16 protein-coding genes and 1 other RNA gene are annotated in these 14,440 nt (G+C 42.0%); 9 read left to right on the top strand and 8 right to left on the bottom strand.

The window, feature by feature from the left end; translation table 11 throughout:
• Positions 1-60 precede the first annotated feature (60 nt).
• The 4 genes from EHO59_RS07795 to EHO59_RS07780 form a co-directional block, all read right to left on the bottom strand.
• The gene (locus EHO59_RS07795; protein ID WP_135586594.1) at positions 61-993 is read right to left on the bottom strand and encodes a tetratricopeptide repeat protein; all 933 of its coding nucleotides are present in this window, start codon (positions 991-993) and stop codon (positions 61-63) included.
• Positions 993-1,280: a ribosome hibernation-promoting factor, HPF/YfiA family gene (hpf, locus tag EHO59_RS07790; protein ID WP_135586592.1), complete on the bottom strand. Its 288-nt coding sequence runs from the start codon at positions 1,278-1,280 to the stop codon at positions 993-995. Before hpf ends, EHO59_RS07795 begins: the two co-directional genes overlap by 1 nt.
• Positions 1,281-1,522: 242 nt before the next feature.
• Positions 1,523-1,984, bottom strand: a complete 462-nt coding sequence (locus EHO59_RS07785; protein ID WP_135586590.1) for a tetratricopeptide repeat protein — start codon at positions 1,982-1,984, stop codon at positions 1,523-1,525.
• A 257-nt stretch (positions 1,985-2,241) separates the two neighbouring features.
• Positions 2,242-2,937, bottom strand: a complete 696-nt coding sequence (locus tag EHO59_RS07780; protein ID WP_135586588.1) for a lysophospholipid acyltransferase family protein — start codon at positions 2,935-2,937, stop codon at positions 2,242-2,244.
• A gap of 141 nt (positions 2,938-3,078) precedes the next feature.
• Here EHO59_RS07780 and rnpB point away from each other — a divergent pair.
• The 7 genes from rnpB to EHO59_RS07745 all read left to right on the top strand — a co-directional run bounded on the left by rnpB (position 3,079) and on the right by EHO59_RS07745 (position 8,791).
• Positions 3,079-3,470, top strand: an RNA gene (rnpB, locus tag EHO59_RS07775) — RNase P RNA component class A.
• A gap of 89 nt (positions 3,471-3,559) precedes the next feature.
• Complete coding sequence (locus tag EHO59_RS07770; RefSeq protein WP_135586586.1) at positions 3,560-4,141, top strand: hypothetical protein; 582 nt, start codon at positions 3,560-3,562, stop codon at positions 4,139-4,141.
• A 52-nt stretch (positions 4,142-4,193) separates the two neighbouring features.
• Positions 4,194-4,781, top strand: a complete 588-nt coding sequence (locus tag EHO59_RS07765; protein WP_135586584.1) for a hypothetical protein — start codon at positions 4,194-4,196, stop codon at positions 4,779-4,781.
• Between the two features lie 125 nt (positions 4,782-4,906).
• A complete protein-coding gene (locus EHO59_RS07760) occupies positions 4,907-5,338 on the top strand; it encodes an acyl-CoA thioesterase (RefSeq protein WP_135586582.1) in 432 nt (143 codons plus the stop codon).
• Positions 5,292-6,623 (top strand): PP2C family protein-serine/threonine phosphatase, encoded by a 1,332-nt coding sequence (locus tag EHO59_RS07755; protein WP_135586580.1) that lies wholly within the window; start codon positions 5,292-5,294, stop codon positions 6,621-6,623. Before EHO59_RS07760 ends, EHO59_RS07755 begins: the two co-directional genes overlap by 47 nt.
• Positions 6,624-6,671: 48 nt before the next feature.
• A complete protein-coding gene (locus tag EHO59_RS07750; protein WP_135586578.1) occupies positions 6,672-8,120 on the top strand; it encodes a peptidase C69 family protein in 1,449 nt (482 codons plus the stop codon).
• Positions 8,121-8,227: 107 nt separating this feature from the next.
• Positions 8,228-8,791 (top strand): SelL-related redox protein, encoded by a 564-nt coding sequence (locus EHO59_RS07745; protein WP_135586576.1) that lies wholly within the window; start codon positions 8,228-8,230, stop codon positions 8,789-8,791.
• 71 nt (positions 8,792-8,862) lie between these two features.
• On the opposite strand, the gene EHO59_RS07740 is transcribed toward EHO59_RS07745, so the two are convergent.
• Complete coding sequence (locus EHO59_RS07740; protein WP_135586573.1) at positions 8,863-9,246, bottom strand: hypothetical protein; 384 nt, start codon at positions 9,244-9,246, stop codon at positions 8,863-8,865.
• Positions 9,247-9,500: 254 nt separating this feature from the next.
• Between EHO59_RS07740 and EHO59_RS07735 the strand changes: the two genes are divergently transcribed.
• Both EHO59_RS07735 and EHO59_RS07730 read left to right on the top strand, forming a co-directional pair.
• On the top strand, positions 9,501-10,280 hold the full coding sequence (locus EHO59_RS07735) for an intradiol ring-cleavage dioxygenase (RefSeq protein WP_167882082.1): 780 nt from the start codon (positions 9,501-9,503) through the stop codon (positions 10,278-10,280).
• Between the two features lie 108 nt (positions 10,281-10,388).
• Positions 10,389-11,231, top strand: a complete 843-nt coding sequence (locus EHO59_RS07730) for an RNA polymerase subunit sigma-70 (protein ID WP_135586569.1) — start codon at positions 10,389-10,391, stop codon at positions 11,229-11,231.
• Between the two features lie 9 nt (positions 11,232-11,240).
• Here EHO59_RS07730 and EHO59_RS07725 read toward each other — a convergent pair whose 3' ends face one another.
• From EHO59_RS07725 to EHO59_RS07715, 3 genes are all read right to left on the bottom strand, one after another.
• Positions 11,241-12,245: a patatin-like phospholipase family protein gene (locus EHO59_RS07725; RefSeq protein ID WP_135586567.1), complete on the bottom strand. Its 1,005-nt coding sequence runs from the start codon at positions 12,243-12,245 to the stop codon at positions 11,241-11,243.
• Between the two features lie 144 nt (positions 12,246-12,389).
• Positions 12,390-13,301: an LLM class oxidoreductase gene (locus tag EHO59_RS07720; RefSeq protein WP_135586565.1), complete on the bottom strand. Its 912-nt coding sequence runs from the start codon at positions 13,299-13,301 to the stop codon at positions 12,390-12,392.
• Positions 13,302-13,486: 185 nt separating this feature from the next.
• Positions 13,487-13,792 carry an ArsR/SmtB family transcription factor gene (locus EHO59_RS07715; protein ID WP_135586563.1) on the bottom strand — a complete coding sequence of 102 codons (306 nt, stop codon included), beginning with the start codon at positions 13,790-13,792 and terminating at the stop codon, positions 13,487-13,489.
• Positions 13,793-14,440: the final 648 nt, after the last annotated feature.

The raw sequence follows: 14,440 nt of genomic DNA, 5'->3' as shown, positions 1-14,440 counted from the left end.
CAAGTTGGCGTTTGTTAAGAAGGAAGGGAGAGAAGCCTAATTTTGCTTTTATGTAAAAGCCTAAACTTTCAATCGTTTGTGATATAAGCTTGGATCTAAAGAATCCAGGATCCGTTTGGCTTCCTGTGCCACTTCTCCATAGATCATAGAAGCTCTGGAATCTAAGAGAGCACAGCAAAGTTGGATCATTCTGCATTTGACTTTAAACTCGCTTCCTCCCTTTCTTAAGCCTAAAGAGTCCCGCAAACGGAATAGTTCTGCGCGGATCTCCTCTAATTCCTTTTCGCTCATTTTGCGGATTTCTTTTAAGACTCCTCTTTCCAGAAGAAGGACTGGCAATGCCTCTTTTAATTCCGCTTCTTCTTTGAACTCGGAACTTAAGGTTTGGATCCCGGAGAGGATGGGCTCAGAACGCACACAGTCCAATCGGATGGCGCTTGGTTCCTTTAGGAATGCCTCTCTATAGAGTAGAAGGCCATGAGATTGATTCCCGCTCATATACGCGCATTCGGCTCGAAAGAAGATGAGTTCAGGAGAGAATTTTTCGAGCCCAGAAGAGTCTCTTAATACTTCGGATGCAAGATCTGTGTCTTCTGCCAGAAGAAGTCTATATGCAAGTTCCGCAATTAAACTGGGAGAAAGAGATTGTATTCCTTCTTTGCGAAGTGCGATCCGAACCTGATCCGTGGTTTCTTGTAAGATGGAATTGATTGCAGAATGATAGGATAATTCTTTCGGAAAAGATTTTTGACGGTAAACGGATTCAAAGTCTTTCAGGAATTCCAATAGGATCCCTGTTCTTTCTCTACCTTCTTTCGTTAAATGAATCCTCTCAATTCTGTGATCCCAGAAAGAGGATATATAAAACCCCGAGGCATACTCGGGGTTTTCGGGATCTGCTTCGAGCAAGGAGTCGAATTCCTTCTTTGCGAGTTCGAATTCTCCTTCCGATAGATATCTGATGGCTTCTTCGTACTTTCGGTCTTCGTCCATCAATGAGCGGCTTTTTTATCGTGATGCTTGCTGACCTGCTTCACGATCTTATCTTCGAGACCGTCTATGCAGGAATAAATGTCCTTATCTTCGTGTTGTGCGTTGAATTTGCTTCCGTCTGCTGCGAGGTTCAGGTTTGCGCTAATCAAACCGTGGACTTGCTCGAAGGAAATCTCCATGGAAACCAATTTCTGAATATATTTGGAGACCCTTTCCAATTTCTTACTAGCATAGTCTTCCGCAGTGCCGGAATGATCTAAATTCTTCCAATTAAACACGATTTTCATGTAATCCTCCGCTATCTTTCTTTGGTTTCTGAAGCGTTTCGGGACAGCCGACAAGGGGTCCTGAAATAAGCCGAGAAACGAATCTTTTGGACGGGAAAAGGAGGGAAATTCATCCCAACCCAGGAACTTCCTGTAAGGTTAGGATGGAAAAAACTAGAGTCAAATCAAAAAAAGCGCCCGCCCCGAGAGGGGCGGACCAGGGAAGTTAGAACTAGAGATGGGATGATTTCCTGTTTTGTTTCTCAGTCCTTATTCAGAGTCAAGCTTGGCTGTTTAGCGAAAGCCAGGCTACATGCTTCCTGGTATTTTTTCAGACCTTCTTCTTCCGCGTGAAGAGCGGAATCAAGGTCACCAATCTTTTGGTATACTTGGATAACTTCTTTAATGTTCTCTAAGGCTTGGCAGGATTTACCAAGGCGGAACTCAGAGATCGATTTTAGGTAAAGGACCAGGGCGTATCCTTGGCTTTCTTTATCTCCCATTTTCGATCTGACCGCTAAGGACTGGTCGTAAAAATTGATTGCACCTTCATAGTCCCGGGTTTTTTGTTTTAAGCTTCCCAAGGCGGTTAGCTTATTTGCTAGCTGGATTTCCGATTCCGGTGTATAGTTTGTAAGCGAAGTTTCAATCGCGTTGGTATCGGTTTCTGCGTAAATCGCAGTGGAGATGCTTAAAACTAAGGCAATTTTAATTAATTTGTTCATCTTTTTATCTCCCAGCCGGGGCTTTGTATATAATAATGCAAGCGCCGTGCCAACTTCTAGAAATCTTCTTCGATTTTTTATCTAAAAATTAGAAAAAATTTCAGAGAGAACTCCTCTTGGCACAGAGGATAGCCGAACAACAGGGGATTGTATATAGGAAGGGGCGTAAGGAGTTCTTAGCGCCCCGTTAGGAAGGTATTAAGGAGTTTTGCGGATACGTAAAGCTTCAGAGGCGATCAGCCGAGTCACTTAAGCGACTAGCTAATAATTTCTTCTAACTCTGGATCTGCTGATTTTTTGGCCTGTTCGAAAGGGTATTTGAGATTTGTCAGGCTTGCGATCTCGTGCATGCAATCATGTAGGAAGTCTTCTGGATCCATATCGGCTGTCAGGTATCTGAGCTTTCCGGCTCGGACAATGAGACTAGTCCTACGCAAGAATCCTCTAGGTTTATATTCCAGTCCCAGACAGAGAACTGCCAGTGGTTCTTCCGGTTTGCCTACGATAAATCTAAATCCACCGGGACGACCTTTTCCCATTTTGTAAGGAACTGTGGTTTGTTCCGGAAAGATCACGAGCATATTGCCTTCGCCTAGAACTTTTTTTGCAAATAGTAAGTCGTTTTTGCTCTTTCTGGGTTCTTTTCTATTGAGAGGGATCCCTCCGCATTTTAGAAAATAATCCATATAGATAGGCGAAGCGAGAGAATCTTTCATGATCGCCCAAATATCCATTCTTCTATGATATAATGCTTTAGAAAGTCCAAGGGGAATATCGTCGTTCCTTTGGTGCTTGGACAGGACTAGGACTTTTCCGGTTTCAGGTACATTTTCTAGTCCGTAAACTTCTGTTTTATAGAATAAGGATCCGTAGAGTCTTCCGAACCAACGCAGAGCTTTTCTCGCTCTTTCGGAACTTCCTGGATGGGGCTTTTGTATATTCTTGGATGACATTGTTCAATAAGAGAGTCGTTCGCAGAGAAGGTTGCAAAATAGAGCGCGGGAAATCTTACATTTCTATTTCTTTGCGGCTTTGTGTGAAACCACTCTAAAAACGAATAGCATTTGCATGGATTTTTTCTACACTCGTTTTGGAAGGTCTGCCGGATGGTCGCGCTTTCTTCTCTGATCGAGCGGGTTCTCCCTCATTCGGAAAGTTTGTGAGGAAAGTCCGGACACCATAGAACCACGGGACCGGGTAATTCCCGGAGTCTGGAATCGTGAGAAACCAGATATGGAAAGTGCAGCAGAAAATATACCGCTAGTATTTCTAGTAAGGGTGAAATGGTGGGGTAAGAGCCCACCGCCATATTTGCGAAAATGTGGGCAATGTAAACCCTCCCGGGTGCAATCTCGAATAGGCGGCCATCGTTGGTTCTACAGGGCCGTGGGTAGAGAGCAAAGAGTCTTTTCGGTAACTAAAAGACCAAGATAAATGATCATCACTTGCAAGAGTACAAAATCCGGCTTATAGTCAGGCCTTCCACTTGGCATTATGAATAAAACGAGGATCAGCCTGGCTTCAGGAGCGAAAGCGACTATAGTCAGGCCTTCCACTTGACATCATAGGAATTTTATGAATACGGAATGGTTCACAAAAGAAGCGATCTTGGTCCTACTACTTGGATCTGTGTTTGCTTTTTCTCTCACGTATACGTTCGAATATTTTATTAAGCATACGGACGAGCTGCAAAAAAATACCAAACGATATTTAAGGCTGCCCGTATTTTATCGATTTGCAGGCTTCTTTCTAATCTCCTTAGTCCCGGTTGTTCTTTTCGGAGATACGTACTTTGCTTTTCATAAGAATCAGGTTTTGAGTCTTCCCGATCCAATTTTGTGTTTGGTTTCCTTTCTATTATTCTTGGTAGGAGCCTTACTTATACTCTACTGTAAGAATTATAAAATCGTATTAGAACAAGATGCGATCTTATCAAACGGAGTTTTCCGAAAAAATAAACGGATGCTTTGGAAGGATATAGAATCGGTTCGATTCGAAAGATCAGCTTTCTTTCTTAAAGATAGTAAGGATCAGATTGAAGTAGTTACTCTCTTGTCAGGTTTCGAAGTCTTTGTTTCTGCTCTCGAAGAATCCGTGGCATCCGATCTGTATAAAGAAGCGTTTCAGGAATATGAGCAGTTCTTAAAGAAACCATGATATACACACCAAGTTCGTGGATTAAACATATTGGCAAGATGGAACAGTTGAAGTGATTCTTTTGGAATGGGATAAAATTTGGGAACAGGTTCAGGCGGAAGTGATCGCGTTTATAATCGGCGGGATCGTTACTTATATCATATATTTTCTAGCGAAGCAAGCCAAACCAAATCTGATCCGAGAAAAGATTGTATTAAGATTGCCAACGGTGTATTGGTATCTTGCGATTATTCTACTCTTTGCACTTCCGATCATTTTGCTCGCAGACTCTTACTCTTTATTTAAGCAGAGCGGCAAATTCATTTTACCTAATCAGATGATGTTTTATATAATCATTCCTTTAATGTTCGTGGCATTGTTCTTAATTTTCTATTGTAAAAATCACGAAATCATTCTTGATAAAGATTCTATTGTTTCGTATGGGCTTACACGAAATAGAAAAGAGATCCAATGGAAAAGTATTTCGAAAGTTCAATTTCAACAAGGCTCGTTTCGTATATATGAACTGAAGAAACATATTGAAATTACTTCTTATTTAGCAGGGTTTGCAATATTTTTGGAGCATTTGAAAAAATACGTTTCTAAGGACCTCAGTGAAGAAGCATTTCTGAAATACGAAAAGTTTTTAAAAAACTCTTAAGTTCAATTTGGATTTTTTCCAGATGCAGACGATAGAGATCTTTTTTACTTTTATATAAAAATAAATCAATAGAGGGTGACCATTCTTTCCTTTCCAAAATTCATTCCTTTCATTTTTTTAGCAGTATGTCTAAGCCGGAAAGATACCCGTACAGTGTTCAACAAAAAGTAGCTTGGGGAGATATGGATGCCTTTGGCCATGTGAATAATGTGGTCTATGCAAGATATTTCGAAACTGCGAGGGCTTCTTTCTTCGATGATATGGGACTTTGGGAATCTCCTCAAAAGCCTATGGAAGGCGGACCGGTTCTCACGCATATTGAAATGGATTATAGAAAGCAGGTTCGATTTCCGGAAACGATTGATATTTCCGTAAAATTAGAATCCGTTAAGAATAGATCCTTTTCGGTCGTTTGTTCCATGTGGAATCAGGCAGGGGAATGCGTGTTGACTGGAAAAGCTGAATTGTTATGGTTTAATTTTTCTACGGGGAAACCTGCGGCGATTCCAGATGTCTACAGGGAACAATTTTTCCAACTATCCTCCGAATCCGACTGAGCCCTCATTCGCGAGCTTAAAACAATTCTTGGCCGAGGAGTCTCTTTCTCGGTTTAGATTCGCGATGTTCCTTTTCGTTTTCTTTGCAGGCTTCGGATTATTATTCGGAGATCCTGCAGAAGTAGGACTCTACGATCCTAGATGGATCCGAGTCACTCATGTTATTCTGATTCTTATCTCACTTACCTTAAGCTTTAAATTAAAGAGTTTTAAACAATACACGGATCCTGTGCTTCTCTTTCATTTCGCGATCATGAGCGTGCATTCTTTTTATCTGTTGTACGCCAACGGTTTGTACTTAGGTTATCTATTCGGTTTGATTCTAGTCGTTTTCAGTACCGGAGTTTCTATCAATAATAGAAGGGTTCTCATTCCAGTACTTCTTATCTTCATCGCGATCGCGTTCTTTGTAGGAATCAATGTAAAGAATCCAAGAATAGAAGTGGGCATGTACTATTTCGGTCTTATCTCTTCTTCCGTTCTTTCCGTCTTGGTGATCGGATTTCGAATGAAGACCTTCGAGACCTTATTGCAAGCGGACGTGCAATTGGAAAAATTCCAGGCCAATATCGAAGAAGAGTTGGAGCTTGCTCAAACCACTCAGAAGAGCTTAGTGGATCTTGAATTTCCTGAGTCCGGCAATTTTAGGATCTATTCTTACTTCAAGCCTTTGGAGAGTGTGGGTGGAGATCTGATCAAAACAGATATGGCTAAGCAAGGAGAATTGGACTTCTTCTTTGCAGATGCCGCAGGTCATGGAATTTCTGCTGCGATGGTTTCTTCAATGGCGGTGATGGCTTTCAAGATGAATGCTCCTATCGCAGAGACTCCGGCGAGAGGATTGACTCTTATTCATGAATCCTTAATGGGAATGATCGGCGGTTTCTTTATTACTGCAGTGTATATGAGATTGGATCAGAAGAAAAGAATGCTCACATATTCGTATGCAGGCCATCATCCCGCAGTGATCATTCGTCCTGACGGTTCCGTGAATACCTTGGATGGAAGAGGGACTGTGCTTCTTGCTCTTCCGAAACTATTTAACAAGGATTATACGATTGAATTGTTTCCTGGGGATAAGGTACTTCTTTTCTCCGATGGACTATTTGAGTTTTACGGAGAGGATAAGGAATTCTTCGGTTATGATTCTTTTGTGAACCTTCTCAGGGAACACACTTCCGAATCCGGGCAGGAATTCTTGGAATCGGTAGGTAAGTCCGTTCTAAATCTGCATCGTTCTCATTTAAAAGATGATATGACCATGCTTCTTCTAGAAGTTTTGTGATATAAAAACCTCTTGCTCTTCTGGGGAAAGCTTGTAGCATTCCCGCCTATGTGTGATACCTTTGTCGCCACTCCTGATTTCACTTCTTCCGGAAGAATGATCTTCGGCAAAAATTCGGATCGAGAGCCGAACGAGGCTCAATGTCTGGTCCGACTTCCCGAAAGAAATCATAAGGAAGATCTTTTAAGAGCTACATTTATCGATATTCCCCAAGCCAAGAAATCCAGAGAGATATTGATCTCTCGTCCTTTTCACATGTGGGGAGCTGAGATGGGAGCGAATTCAAAAGGAGTTACAATAGGTAACGAAGCAGTATTCACTCGCATTCCTATCGAAAAGAAGAACAACGGATTAACCGGGATGGATCTTCTTCGGATCGCATTGGAAAGATCCGACTCCGCTTCCGAAGCAAGGGATTGTATCATAGAGTATCTGGAAAGATTCGGACAAGATGCTTGCGGTGGATATTCAAATCGAAACTTCTTCTATCATAATAGTTTTCTCATAGCGGACGCAAAGGATGCGTTCGTATTAGAAACTGCCGACAAGTTCTGGGCCTGGAAGAAGATCCAAGGTTTCTATTCCATTTCAAATGGTCTCACATTGGAATCGAATTACGACGGATTGCATTCAGGTGCGATCGATTTTGCAAGAGCGAAAGGTTGGCTTAAAAAAGGAGAAACATTCTCTTTTAAAGGAGTCTTCTCCGATTCGCTTTACACTACATTCAGTAAATGTAAAATACGTAGAGAGATCACTTCTAAAGCAGGAGAATTTTTCCGATCCGGATTTGGGATCACCGAGGCGATGCAGATCCTTAGATTGGAGGGAAGGGGACCAGGAAGTTCTCCTATGAAACTGACTCTCGGCGGATTTCCTTCTAAGGATCCAAGATTTTCTCCGAGCGAGGCAGGAATGGGTTCCGTTTGTTTGCATGCAGGAGGTCCTTTTTCTCCGAATGAAACAACTGCGTCTTTTTTGGCGGAACTGGATCCAAACCCTTCCTTCTCACAATTTTGGGCGACTGGTGCTTCTATTCCTTCTATTTCGATTTTTATTCCATTCTCCATTCCGGGCAAGGCGATGACGGAGGGAAAAATCGTGCAACCGGGAGCGACTCCGGATGCTTCGATTTGGTGGAATCATGAAATATTGTACAGACTTTGTCTTAGAAATTATGCAAAGTCGGTTCCTATCTTTAGCGCTGAGTTGAAGGAAATACAGGAAAAATATATTCAAAAAGTAGAATGGACTCTTTCTCAGCCTCGAAATCATTCCTTGGATCCTGTTTCGGAAGAAGCCTTAGCAGATGCCTCCAGACTGTATTCGAAATGGAGAGGGCAGGTGGCAGAATTAGCTGCAAAAGGAAATTTATTTCCCTCCGTCTGGGGTTCTCCTGTTTATCGAGCGAGCTGGGCAATTTGGAATCGAAAAGCGAGGATCAATTCCAGAGTACTAATAGGAACGGATCTTCCTTACGAGCCTGCTTTTTTTTGAACAAAGAAAATGTCTTGATGAATCGTCGATTTGTTGGAAAAGAAAACACTTAGAAAGTGGGAGAAGGCGGATTTTTAGATCTGTCTAATGAATAGATTCCAACTCAGATGAAATTTCTACCGAAAGAAGTCTTGGAATATCCGATCAAAGGCAGAAGGCTAGTCGGAACGGTTTTGGGAGATAATATTCCCCAGAAGCCTAGCTTACTTATCTATCTGAGACATTTAGGATGTATTTTTTGTAGAGAGACAGTTGAGGATCTGAGACTGATTAGTTCTGAGATGCGTGCCTTTCCTCCTATATTATTTATTTATCCGGATACTCCAAGAGAAGGTGAGGAATTCTTTACCAGATTCTGGCCGGAAGCGAGTGCTATTTCAGATCCAAACGCGACTCTCTATGAAGGACTAAAAATTGCAGAAGGCAATCTGATAGAGTTGGCGGGACCAGAGGTTTGGGTGAGTGCTTTAAGAGCTCTTGCAAAAGGAAATTTTTATGGAGCGCAAGGGCGGAATATTCTTAGGATGCCGGGAGCTTTTCTGGTCTTGAAGGATAGGATCCTGTGGAGCCATACCTATAGACATATAGGAGATGAGCCGGATTGGACGAAACTCCCCGGCTGCACTCCTATTCCTTCAGACGAATATGATCCTGGGATCTTACCCGCCTAGCTGTAAAAGCAGTTCAAATTGGAAATGAAAACCCCGATTTAAGATCGGGGCATTCGCACAAACCTGATAGTTTATCTGCGATCCGGTGGAGGTGGAGGAAGCGCCGCTTTGCAGGAAGCGGATAATTTGCTTTCGTTCTCTCTTAGGCATCTCATATGAGCCGGTCCATGTTCCACGTTCTTGCAGTATTTGGCCTCATCTTCCGCACAGGCAGCCTTAAACTTTTCATGTCTTTCTTTCATCTCTGCAAGGTGAGCCTTGCAAGTTGCAGATAGCTTAGATGCATTATCATTCAAACATTGATGAAGTTCAGGACCAGGTCTTATTCCTTTACAATAGGTTTCTCTTTCTGTGCGGCATTTATCTTCTCCCGGTGGTGGGCCGCCAGCAGGTTGTGCCCAAACCGATCCGGCAAATAATAAAGTAATTGCCGAATATCTAATGAATAGATTCATAATGTTCCCCTCTTTGCGAAAAGAGTATGCTTCTCTCCTTCGCATATTTGAATACTCAGACCTAATCATATCGATTTTGGTTTCAATTTCAATCGATCCTTATTTTTACTTTTCTCAGCTATCGCACTTCGCGGAAATTTTTTATCGGAGTTTTTCATTTTTCGGGAACATTCGGGATCCATCGGGTTTAGATCATCGTAAGGAATATCTAAAGAAGTCGCTCCATTACAAGGTTGCGGCTTGAGGGGTCTATATTGAAACGAGCGGATTTTTTAAAGAAGGTTTTTTTCTCGGGGGCTTTGGCTTCCGGTATCGCTATCGCCTGCAAAAAGGAAAGTGAAAATAAGATCGGAATCCTTGGGCCTTTAGGTCCTTTGGAGGGAATTATCGGAGGCACCTGCAATTCTGCAGACGTCACTTCTGCACCGGCTTGCGCGCTTATTCCAGAAGAAACGAAAGGACCATATCCATTGGATCTGAGTTCGAATTCTTCCTACTTTCGGCAAGATATCACAGAGGGAAAAACGGGGATCCCTCTTACATTAGTGCTCACGATAGAGAATGTGAACAACAGTTGTAGCCCGATTACAAATGCAAGAGTGGATGTTTGGCATTGTGATAAGGATGGCTATTATTCCGGTTATAAGGAGACAGGATACTTAGGAACCAAGGATTATGCAGCAGATACCTTTTGCAGAGGAATACAACTTACTGATAGTGCGGGAATGGTGACCTTTACTACGATATATCCCGGCTGGTATTCCGGTAGGATCACTCATATTCATTTTCAAGTCTATTTGAATAACGGACTCGTGGCTACTTCTCAAATAGCTTTTCCAGAAGATATTACGAAAACAGTATATACTACTTCTCTTTATTCTACCCACGGACAAAATACTTCCGTGTCCGGAAATTGTGCGGATTCGATCCTTGGAAATTCGGCTGCCGACTTGAGTCAGGAACTTTGCACTGTCATTGAAGATACGAGCAACGGAGGATATATAGCTTCCTTGTATGTGGGAATTGCGAATTGATCAAAAATGCAAAATGATTACGCCTTACCTTAAGGTTATAGGGATAATGCGCCTCATTCCGATTTAATAGTACTCGTGACGTAGGAACTCTATTTTTTAATCCGGCTTATGTATAAAAACCCGGACCGAGACGAGAGACTGATTTCCTCCTTAGAGATCTATTTTAGGAATGGGGACTCGGATCTTTTTTTGAAAGAAGCCTCCGGACTCGCTTGGACTCTCTCTCAAAAAAAATATCATCTAGACGATGATTCCTGCGCTGAGATCGTTTTGAAGTTGGTCCATGATGTGGAGCATATCATGAAAGTCTATCAAGAGGGAAAGTATTGTAACTTTCCGGCATTCTTAACGGCATATATTAAACATTTAATATTGAATCAAAGGAAAAAGAACGTAATCCGAGCAAGAATGGAGATAGTAACCGATGAGTTTTATACAGATCGATTTCCGAGAGCCAGCGATTACGATTTCACGACAGATATACTGAACGAATCGGACGAAATTTCCAGTATGGTAAGAGATGCGCTGAATCGATTGGATCCTTTGTCTTCTCTCATTATCAAGATGAAGCATAGAATCCCTCCGAACTTACGCGAATTCAGAATATTAAGCCAACGATTGAAACCGTTGGAATTGAACATTAAACAATATTTTCGCTTAGATCAGGAAGAAGAGACCATAAATCGGATCAAAAAAAGAAAGGCAGAAGACCAGCTCAAAAAACTGTTCCAGTCTTTACATACTTCTCAACCAAAGGATAGAAGTAGATGGCAGGGAGCCAGACAGAATTGGTTCCATCGACATTCCACGGTTCCTGAAGAAAAAAGCTTTAGAAAAATTGCATATTATTTGGGAATGAGCCAGCATAAGGTGCGTTCCTCGTACTATTCTACCATCGCAAATCTTAAAAAGAATCGCTGGGAGAAAGTTGGATGGAAAGAAGCAGCTTAAGTCGTTTCTTTATTTTTTCTCCGGACGAATGACAGGAACGAAGAGTTTCTTGAGCAGTTTAGATTTGTTTTTCAACCCGGACATTTCTCCGAGTAGGTTCGCTACTAATCTTTGGCCGGCTTCCATTCCTTTAGTCACGGAGCGATTCAGCAATCGTGCACTTGTTGTCACCATGCTTAGTTCCGATTCATCAGGAGAAATGACTCGGATCTTCACACCCTTTGGCGGGGAATGTAGAATATGCACCGCGCGATTGTACATGGTATGATGCACTTTGGTGATCATGTGAGAGAGCTTTTTGTCGGAAGGATAAGAGAGCCATCCTTGAAATCTGGGGATTGGATCGGAGAACTCGTCTTCCGGACTATTTAAGACAACGGTAATATCTTTGTAGCCTGCTTGGATAACAGATTCCACAGGGATTGGATCCGAGATCCCTCCGTCTCCATAGTATTGACCGTCCAATTTCCATTTTCCTCTGGTCGCGATCGGAAGAGAGGTAGCGGCCTTAAGCAGATTTAATACGTTAGACGCTGTCGCCTTTACGTATTCTGCGCGTGCCTTGGCAAGGTTTGTAACCACCACATACAAGGGAGAAGTTTCTTTTTTTTCCAAATACTCCGAAGGAAGTCTGTATTTGGTCCCAAACAAATAATCGATCAAATACTCTTGGTCTAGAAAAGTTTTGCCTCTAAAAGGATTCAAAAAAGAGATCAGCTGATTACCGGTGAGCTCCTTTCTCCAAATATCCAAGATCCTTAATCCTTCTTCGTGACTCGCTTCGTAGCCGGTAGTATAGTAGGCCGCCGCACAAGAGCCGGAAGAAACACCTAAGATCAGATCAAAAAAAGTAGAAGGGACAGCCTGGTTAATCGCATACAATGCGCCACCTGCAAAAGAACCTTTCATTCCACCGCCAGCTACTACCAAGGCTTTTGCGCCTTTCTTTGCTTTAGGTAGGCTCGGAAAGTTTGAGCTTTGCTCCGACTTGCCCGGAGAAAAATACGAACTCATGTAATTCTATGATATTGAATCTGATTTCCTTGGCAAGAACGATGAAAAAGTAGGAAGAGAAATCCGGATCCAAATTTCGATCCGGCTTGATCCTTTTTTGCAACATTTAGTTGTACTTTGTATTTTCCTAAAATGGATGTTCGTCTACAGACCGAGTTCTGGGAGCACGAACTGAATTAATTCTTCTAAAACTTCTGAAGCCGGTCGTCTGCCGTATTTTAAATTTAATACAACGTGATTGACTCCAATATCTTTCAAAATGATCAAAACTTCGGTAAGAAATTTTCTACCGGAACTAAAGCCAAGATGAATATTTTTAGGAGGAGCATCCGGTTGGCTTTGCAAGTCGATATACAAAGACTGAGCAAAGGGAAGAAATCGATCTCCCCAAACTTCTTCGACAGTATCTCTCCAGCTTGAAACGATCTTCAGCTGCTGATCAAGCGATCTAGGATAAGAAATCCAGCCGTCCGCATTCTCCGCGATCCATTTCAGAGACTGTTGACTGAACCCTGTAACTAAAGTTGGAATGCCTTTTGCAAAAGGCTTCGGCACTAAATCGACACTTGCTATTGTGCCGTATTCCGTTTGAATTTCCGGAAATTCATTCTCCAAATACTTTCTAAAATCACCTAAATGATTTCTGAATATCTCGCCTCTTTTTTCAAAATTGAGACCGAGAAGTGGATATTCTACAGGTCTGTCTCCAGAAGCGATTCCTAAAACTAATCTTCCTTGGCTGAGCTGATCGACCGAAGCGGCCGCCTTTGCAGTATGAATTGGATGTCTGATCGGCAATATGATCGAACCTGTTGCGAGTGCGATGGACTCAGTTTGAGCGGCGATATATCCTAAATATACAAAAGGATCAAAAACCTGTCCTATATCACCGAATGTAGGATCCAATAAAGGAACATCCCTAAACCATAAAGCGGAGAATCCTCCTTGTTCAGCCCTTTGCGCTAATTCAATTTGCTTCGACATCGTAGGCCTTGCGCCTTCAAAAGCCTCTATCGGAAAAAAAACACCTACGGTCAGTTTTCCTTTTTGAAACATGGAAGAGTATCCTCTGTTTTTTTCCCTATCGCCTGTTTTTACAGTAAGCATCCTATATCCTCAATTCTAATATTTAGATATCTAGAAAAGTCGATATGTTCACTGCTAAAATATTTTTCTGAATAGGGGATTGGCTCGGTATTTGGAAATGGAATACCTGCACCTGTGAAACAGGCCTGATATTATTATCTGATTTTTTGTTTCAAGGATTCCAAATAGGCTCGAATCGTTTCTTCATTTCGTTTATAAAAAGTCCATTGGCCGATTCGCTTGGCTTTTAGAAGATTCGCCCCCAAAAGAATCGAAAGATAATGGGAGATAGTAGATTGCCCTAGCTCTGTCTTTTCCTGGATGAGAGTCACGCAAACTCCATCCTTTTGAAAATCTCCAATTTCCTGTTCTCCAAAGTTCGATTCCGGGCTCTTTAGCCATTCAAGAATATTCAAACGAGTCTCATTGCCGATCGCCTTTGTTATTTTGAGAATATCCATTTTACTTATTGAAAATCGATATATCGAGATTTATCAATCTAAAAAGCGGGACTAAATTTAAATTTCACTCGGAACTTCTATGGTTCTATCAATCTTAAGGGGAAGACTGGGCGGCTCTTCGCTTCGCTCAGAACGAGCTACTTCGGGTTCGCGCAGCCGCGCTCATCCTGGCCTCGCCAGGACTAAAGCCCTTCGTATCTCTGCCGCAACGAACCGCTTGCAGCGAAACTTTTAATGCGGAATTGGATTATCGTCTTGTTCCATTTACTACATGAGGATGTATGATTTTGATCTGATCATGAGAGGAAGAAGAGGACCCGGATCCATTTGGGAAAAGTAAAGGTCCGTTTCCCGAACCTGGAGAGCAGTTTACGAATAAGCCGATTGAAATGAGATGAATATATATTATTATTTTATAATGTATTTTGTGCATGTATTTTTGTTCTCCGTTCTATGAACAGGGCTCTTATTGAATATAGGCGTTGGCTTTGGAATTCGGACATATCGAAGAAAAGAAGAGCAGAGGATCATAAAAAACCGGCAGAACGGAAGCCTTGGCGAGCAAACTCGGCGTAAAAATTGTTAAAAAAAGTGGATCAAATAATACAAAAGAGATTTGACGGGTTGGGCGACGTAATTAATATGGTT

The sequence above is a fragment of the Leptospira semungkisensis genome, assembly GCF_004770055.1.
Lineage (GTDB): Bacteria > Spirochaetota > Leptospiria > Leptospirales > Leptospiraceae > Leptospira_B > Leptospira_B semungkisensis.
The sequence above is the reverse complement of the archived record's forward strand: the minus strand, read 5'-3'. Positions and strand labels throughout refer to the sequence as shown.

Excerpts from the sequence above, each read along its gene's own strand:
- EHO59_RS07795 (WP_135586594.1), bottom strand. The coding sequence starts at position 993 with ATGGACGAAGACCGAAAGTACGAAGAAGCCATCAGATATCTATCGGAA.
- hpf (WP_135586592.1), bottom strand. The coding sequence starts at position 1,280 with ATGAAAATCGTGTTTAATTGGAAGAATTTAGATCATTCCGGCACTGCG.
- EHO59_RS07785 (WP_135586590.1), bottom strand. The coding sequence starts at position 1,984 with ATGAACAAATTAATTAAAATTGCCTTAGTTTTAAGCATCTCCACTGCG.
- EHO59_RS07780 (WP_135586588.1), bottom strand. The coding sequence starts at position 2,937 with ATGTCATCCAAGAATATACAAAAGCCCCATCCAGGAAGTTCCGAAAGA.
- EHO59_RS07770 (WP_135586586.1), top strand. The coding sequence starts at position 3,560 with ATGAATACGGAATGGTTCACAAAAGAAGCGATCTTGGTCCTACTACTT.
- EHO59_RS07760 (WP_135586582.1), top strand. The coding sequence starts at position 4,907 with ATGTCTAAGCCGGAAAGATACCCGTACAGTGTTCAACAAAAAGTAGCT.
- EHO59_RS07755 (WP_135586580.1), top strand. The coding sequence starts at position 5,292 with ATGTCTACAGGGAACAATTTTTCCAACTATCCTCCGAATCCGACTGAG.
- EHO59_RS07750 (WP_135586578.1), top strand. The coding sequence starts at position 6,672 with ATGTGTGATACCTTTGTCGCCACTCCTGATTTCACTTCTTCCGGAAGA.
- EHO59_RS07745 (WP_135586576.1), top strand. The coding sequence starts at position 8,228 with ATGAAATTTCTACCGAAAGAAGTCTTGGAATATCCGATCAAAGGCAGA.
- EHO59_RS07740 (WP_135586573.1), bottom strand. The coding sequence starts at position 9,246 with ATGAATCTATTCATTAGATATTCGGCAATTACTTTATTATTTGCCGGA.
- EHO59_RS07730 (WP_135586569.1), top strand. The coding sequence starts at position 10,389 with ATGTATAAAAACCCGGACCGAGACGAGAGACTGATTTCCTCCTTAGAG.
- EHO59_RS07725 (WP_135586567.1), bottom strand. The coding sequence starts at position 12,245 with ATGAGTTCGTATTTTTCTCCGGGCAAGTCGGAGCAAAGCTCAAACTTT.
- EHO59_RS07720 (WP_135586565.1), bottom strand. The coding sequence starts at position 13,301 with ATGTTTCAAAAAGGAAAACTGACCGTAGGTGTTTTTTTTCCGATAGAG.
- EHO59_RS07715 (WP_135586563.1), bottom strand. The coding sequence starts at position 13,792 with ATGGATATTCTCAAAATAACAAAGGCGATCGGCAATGAGACTCGTTTG.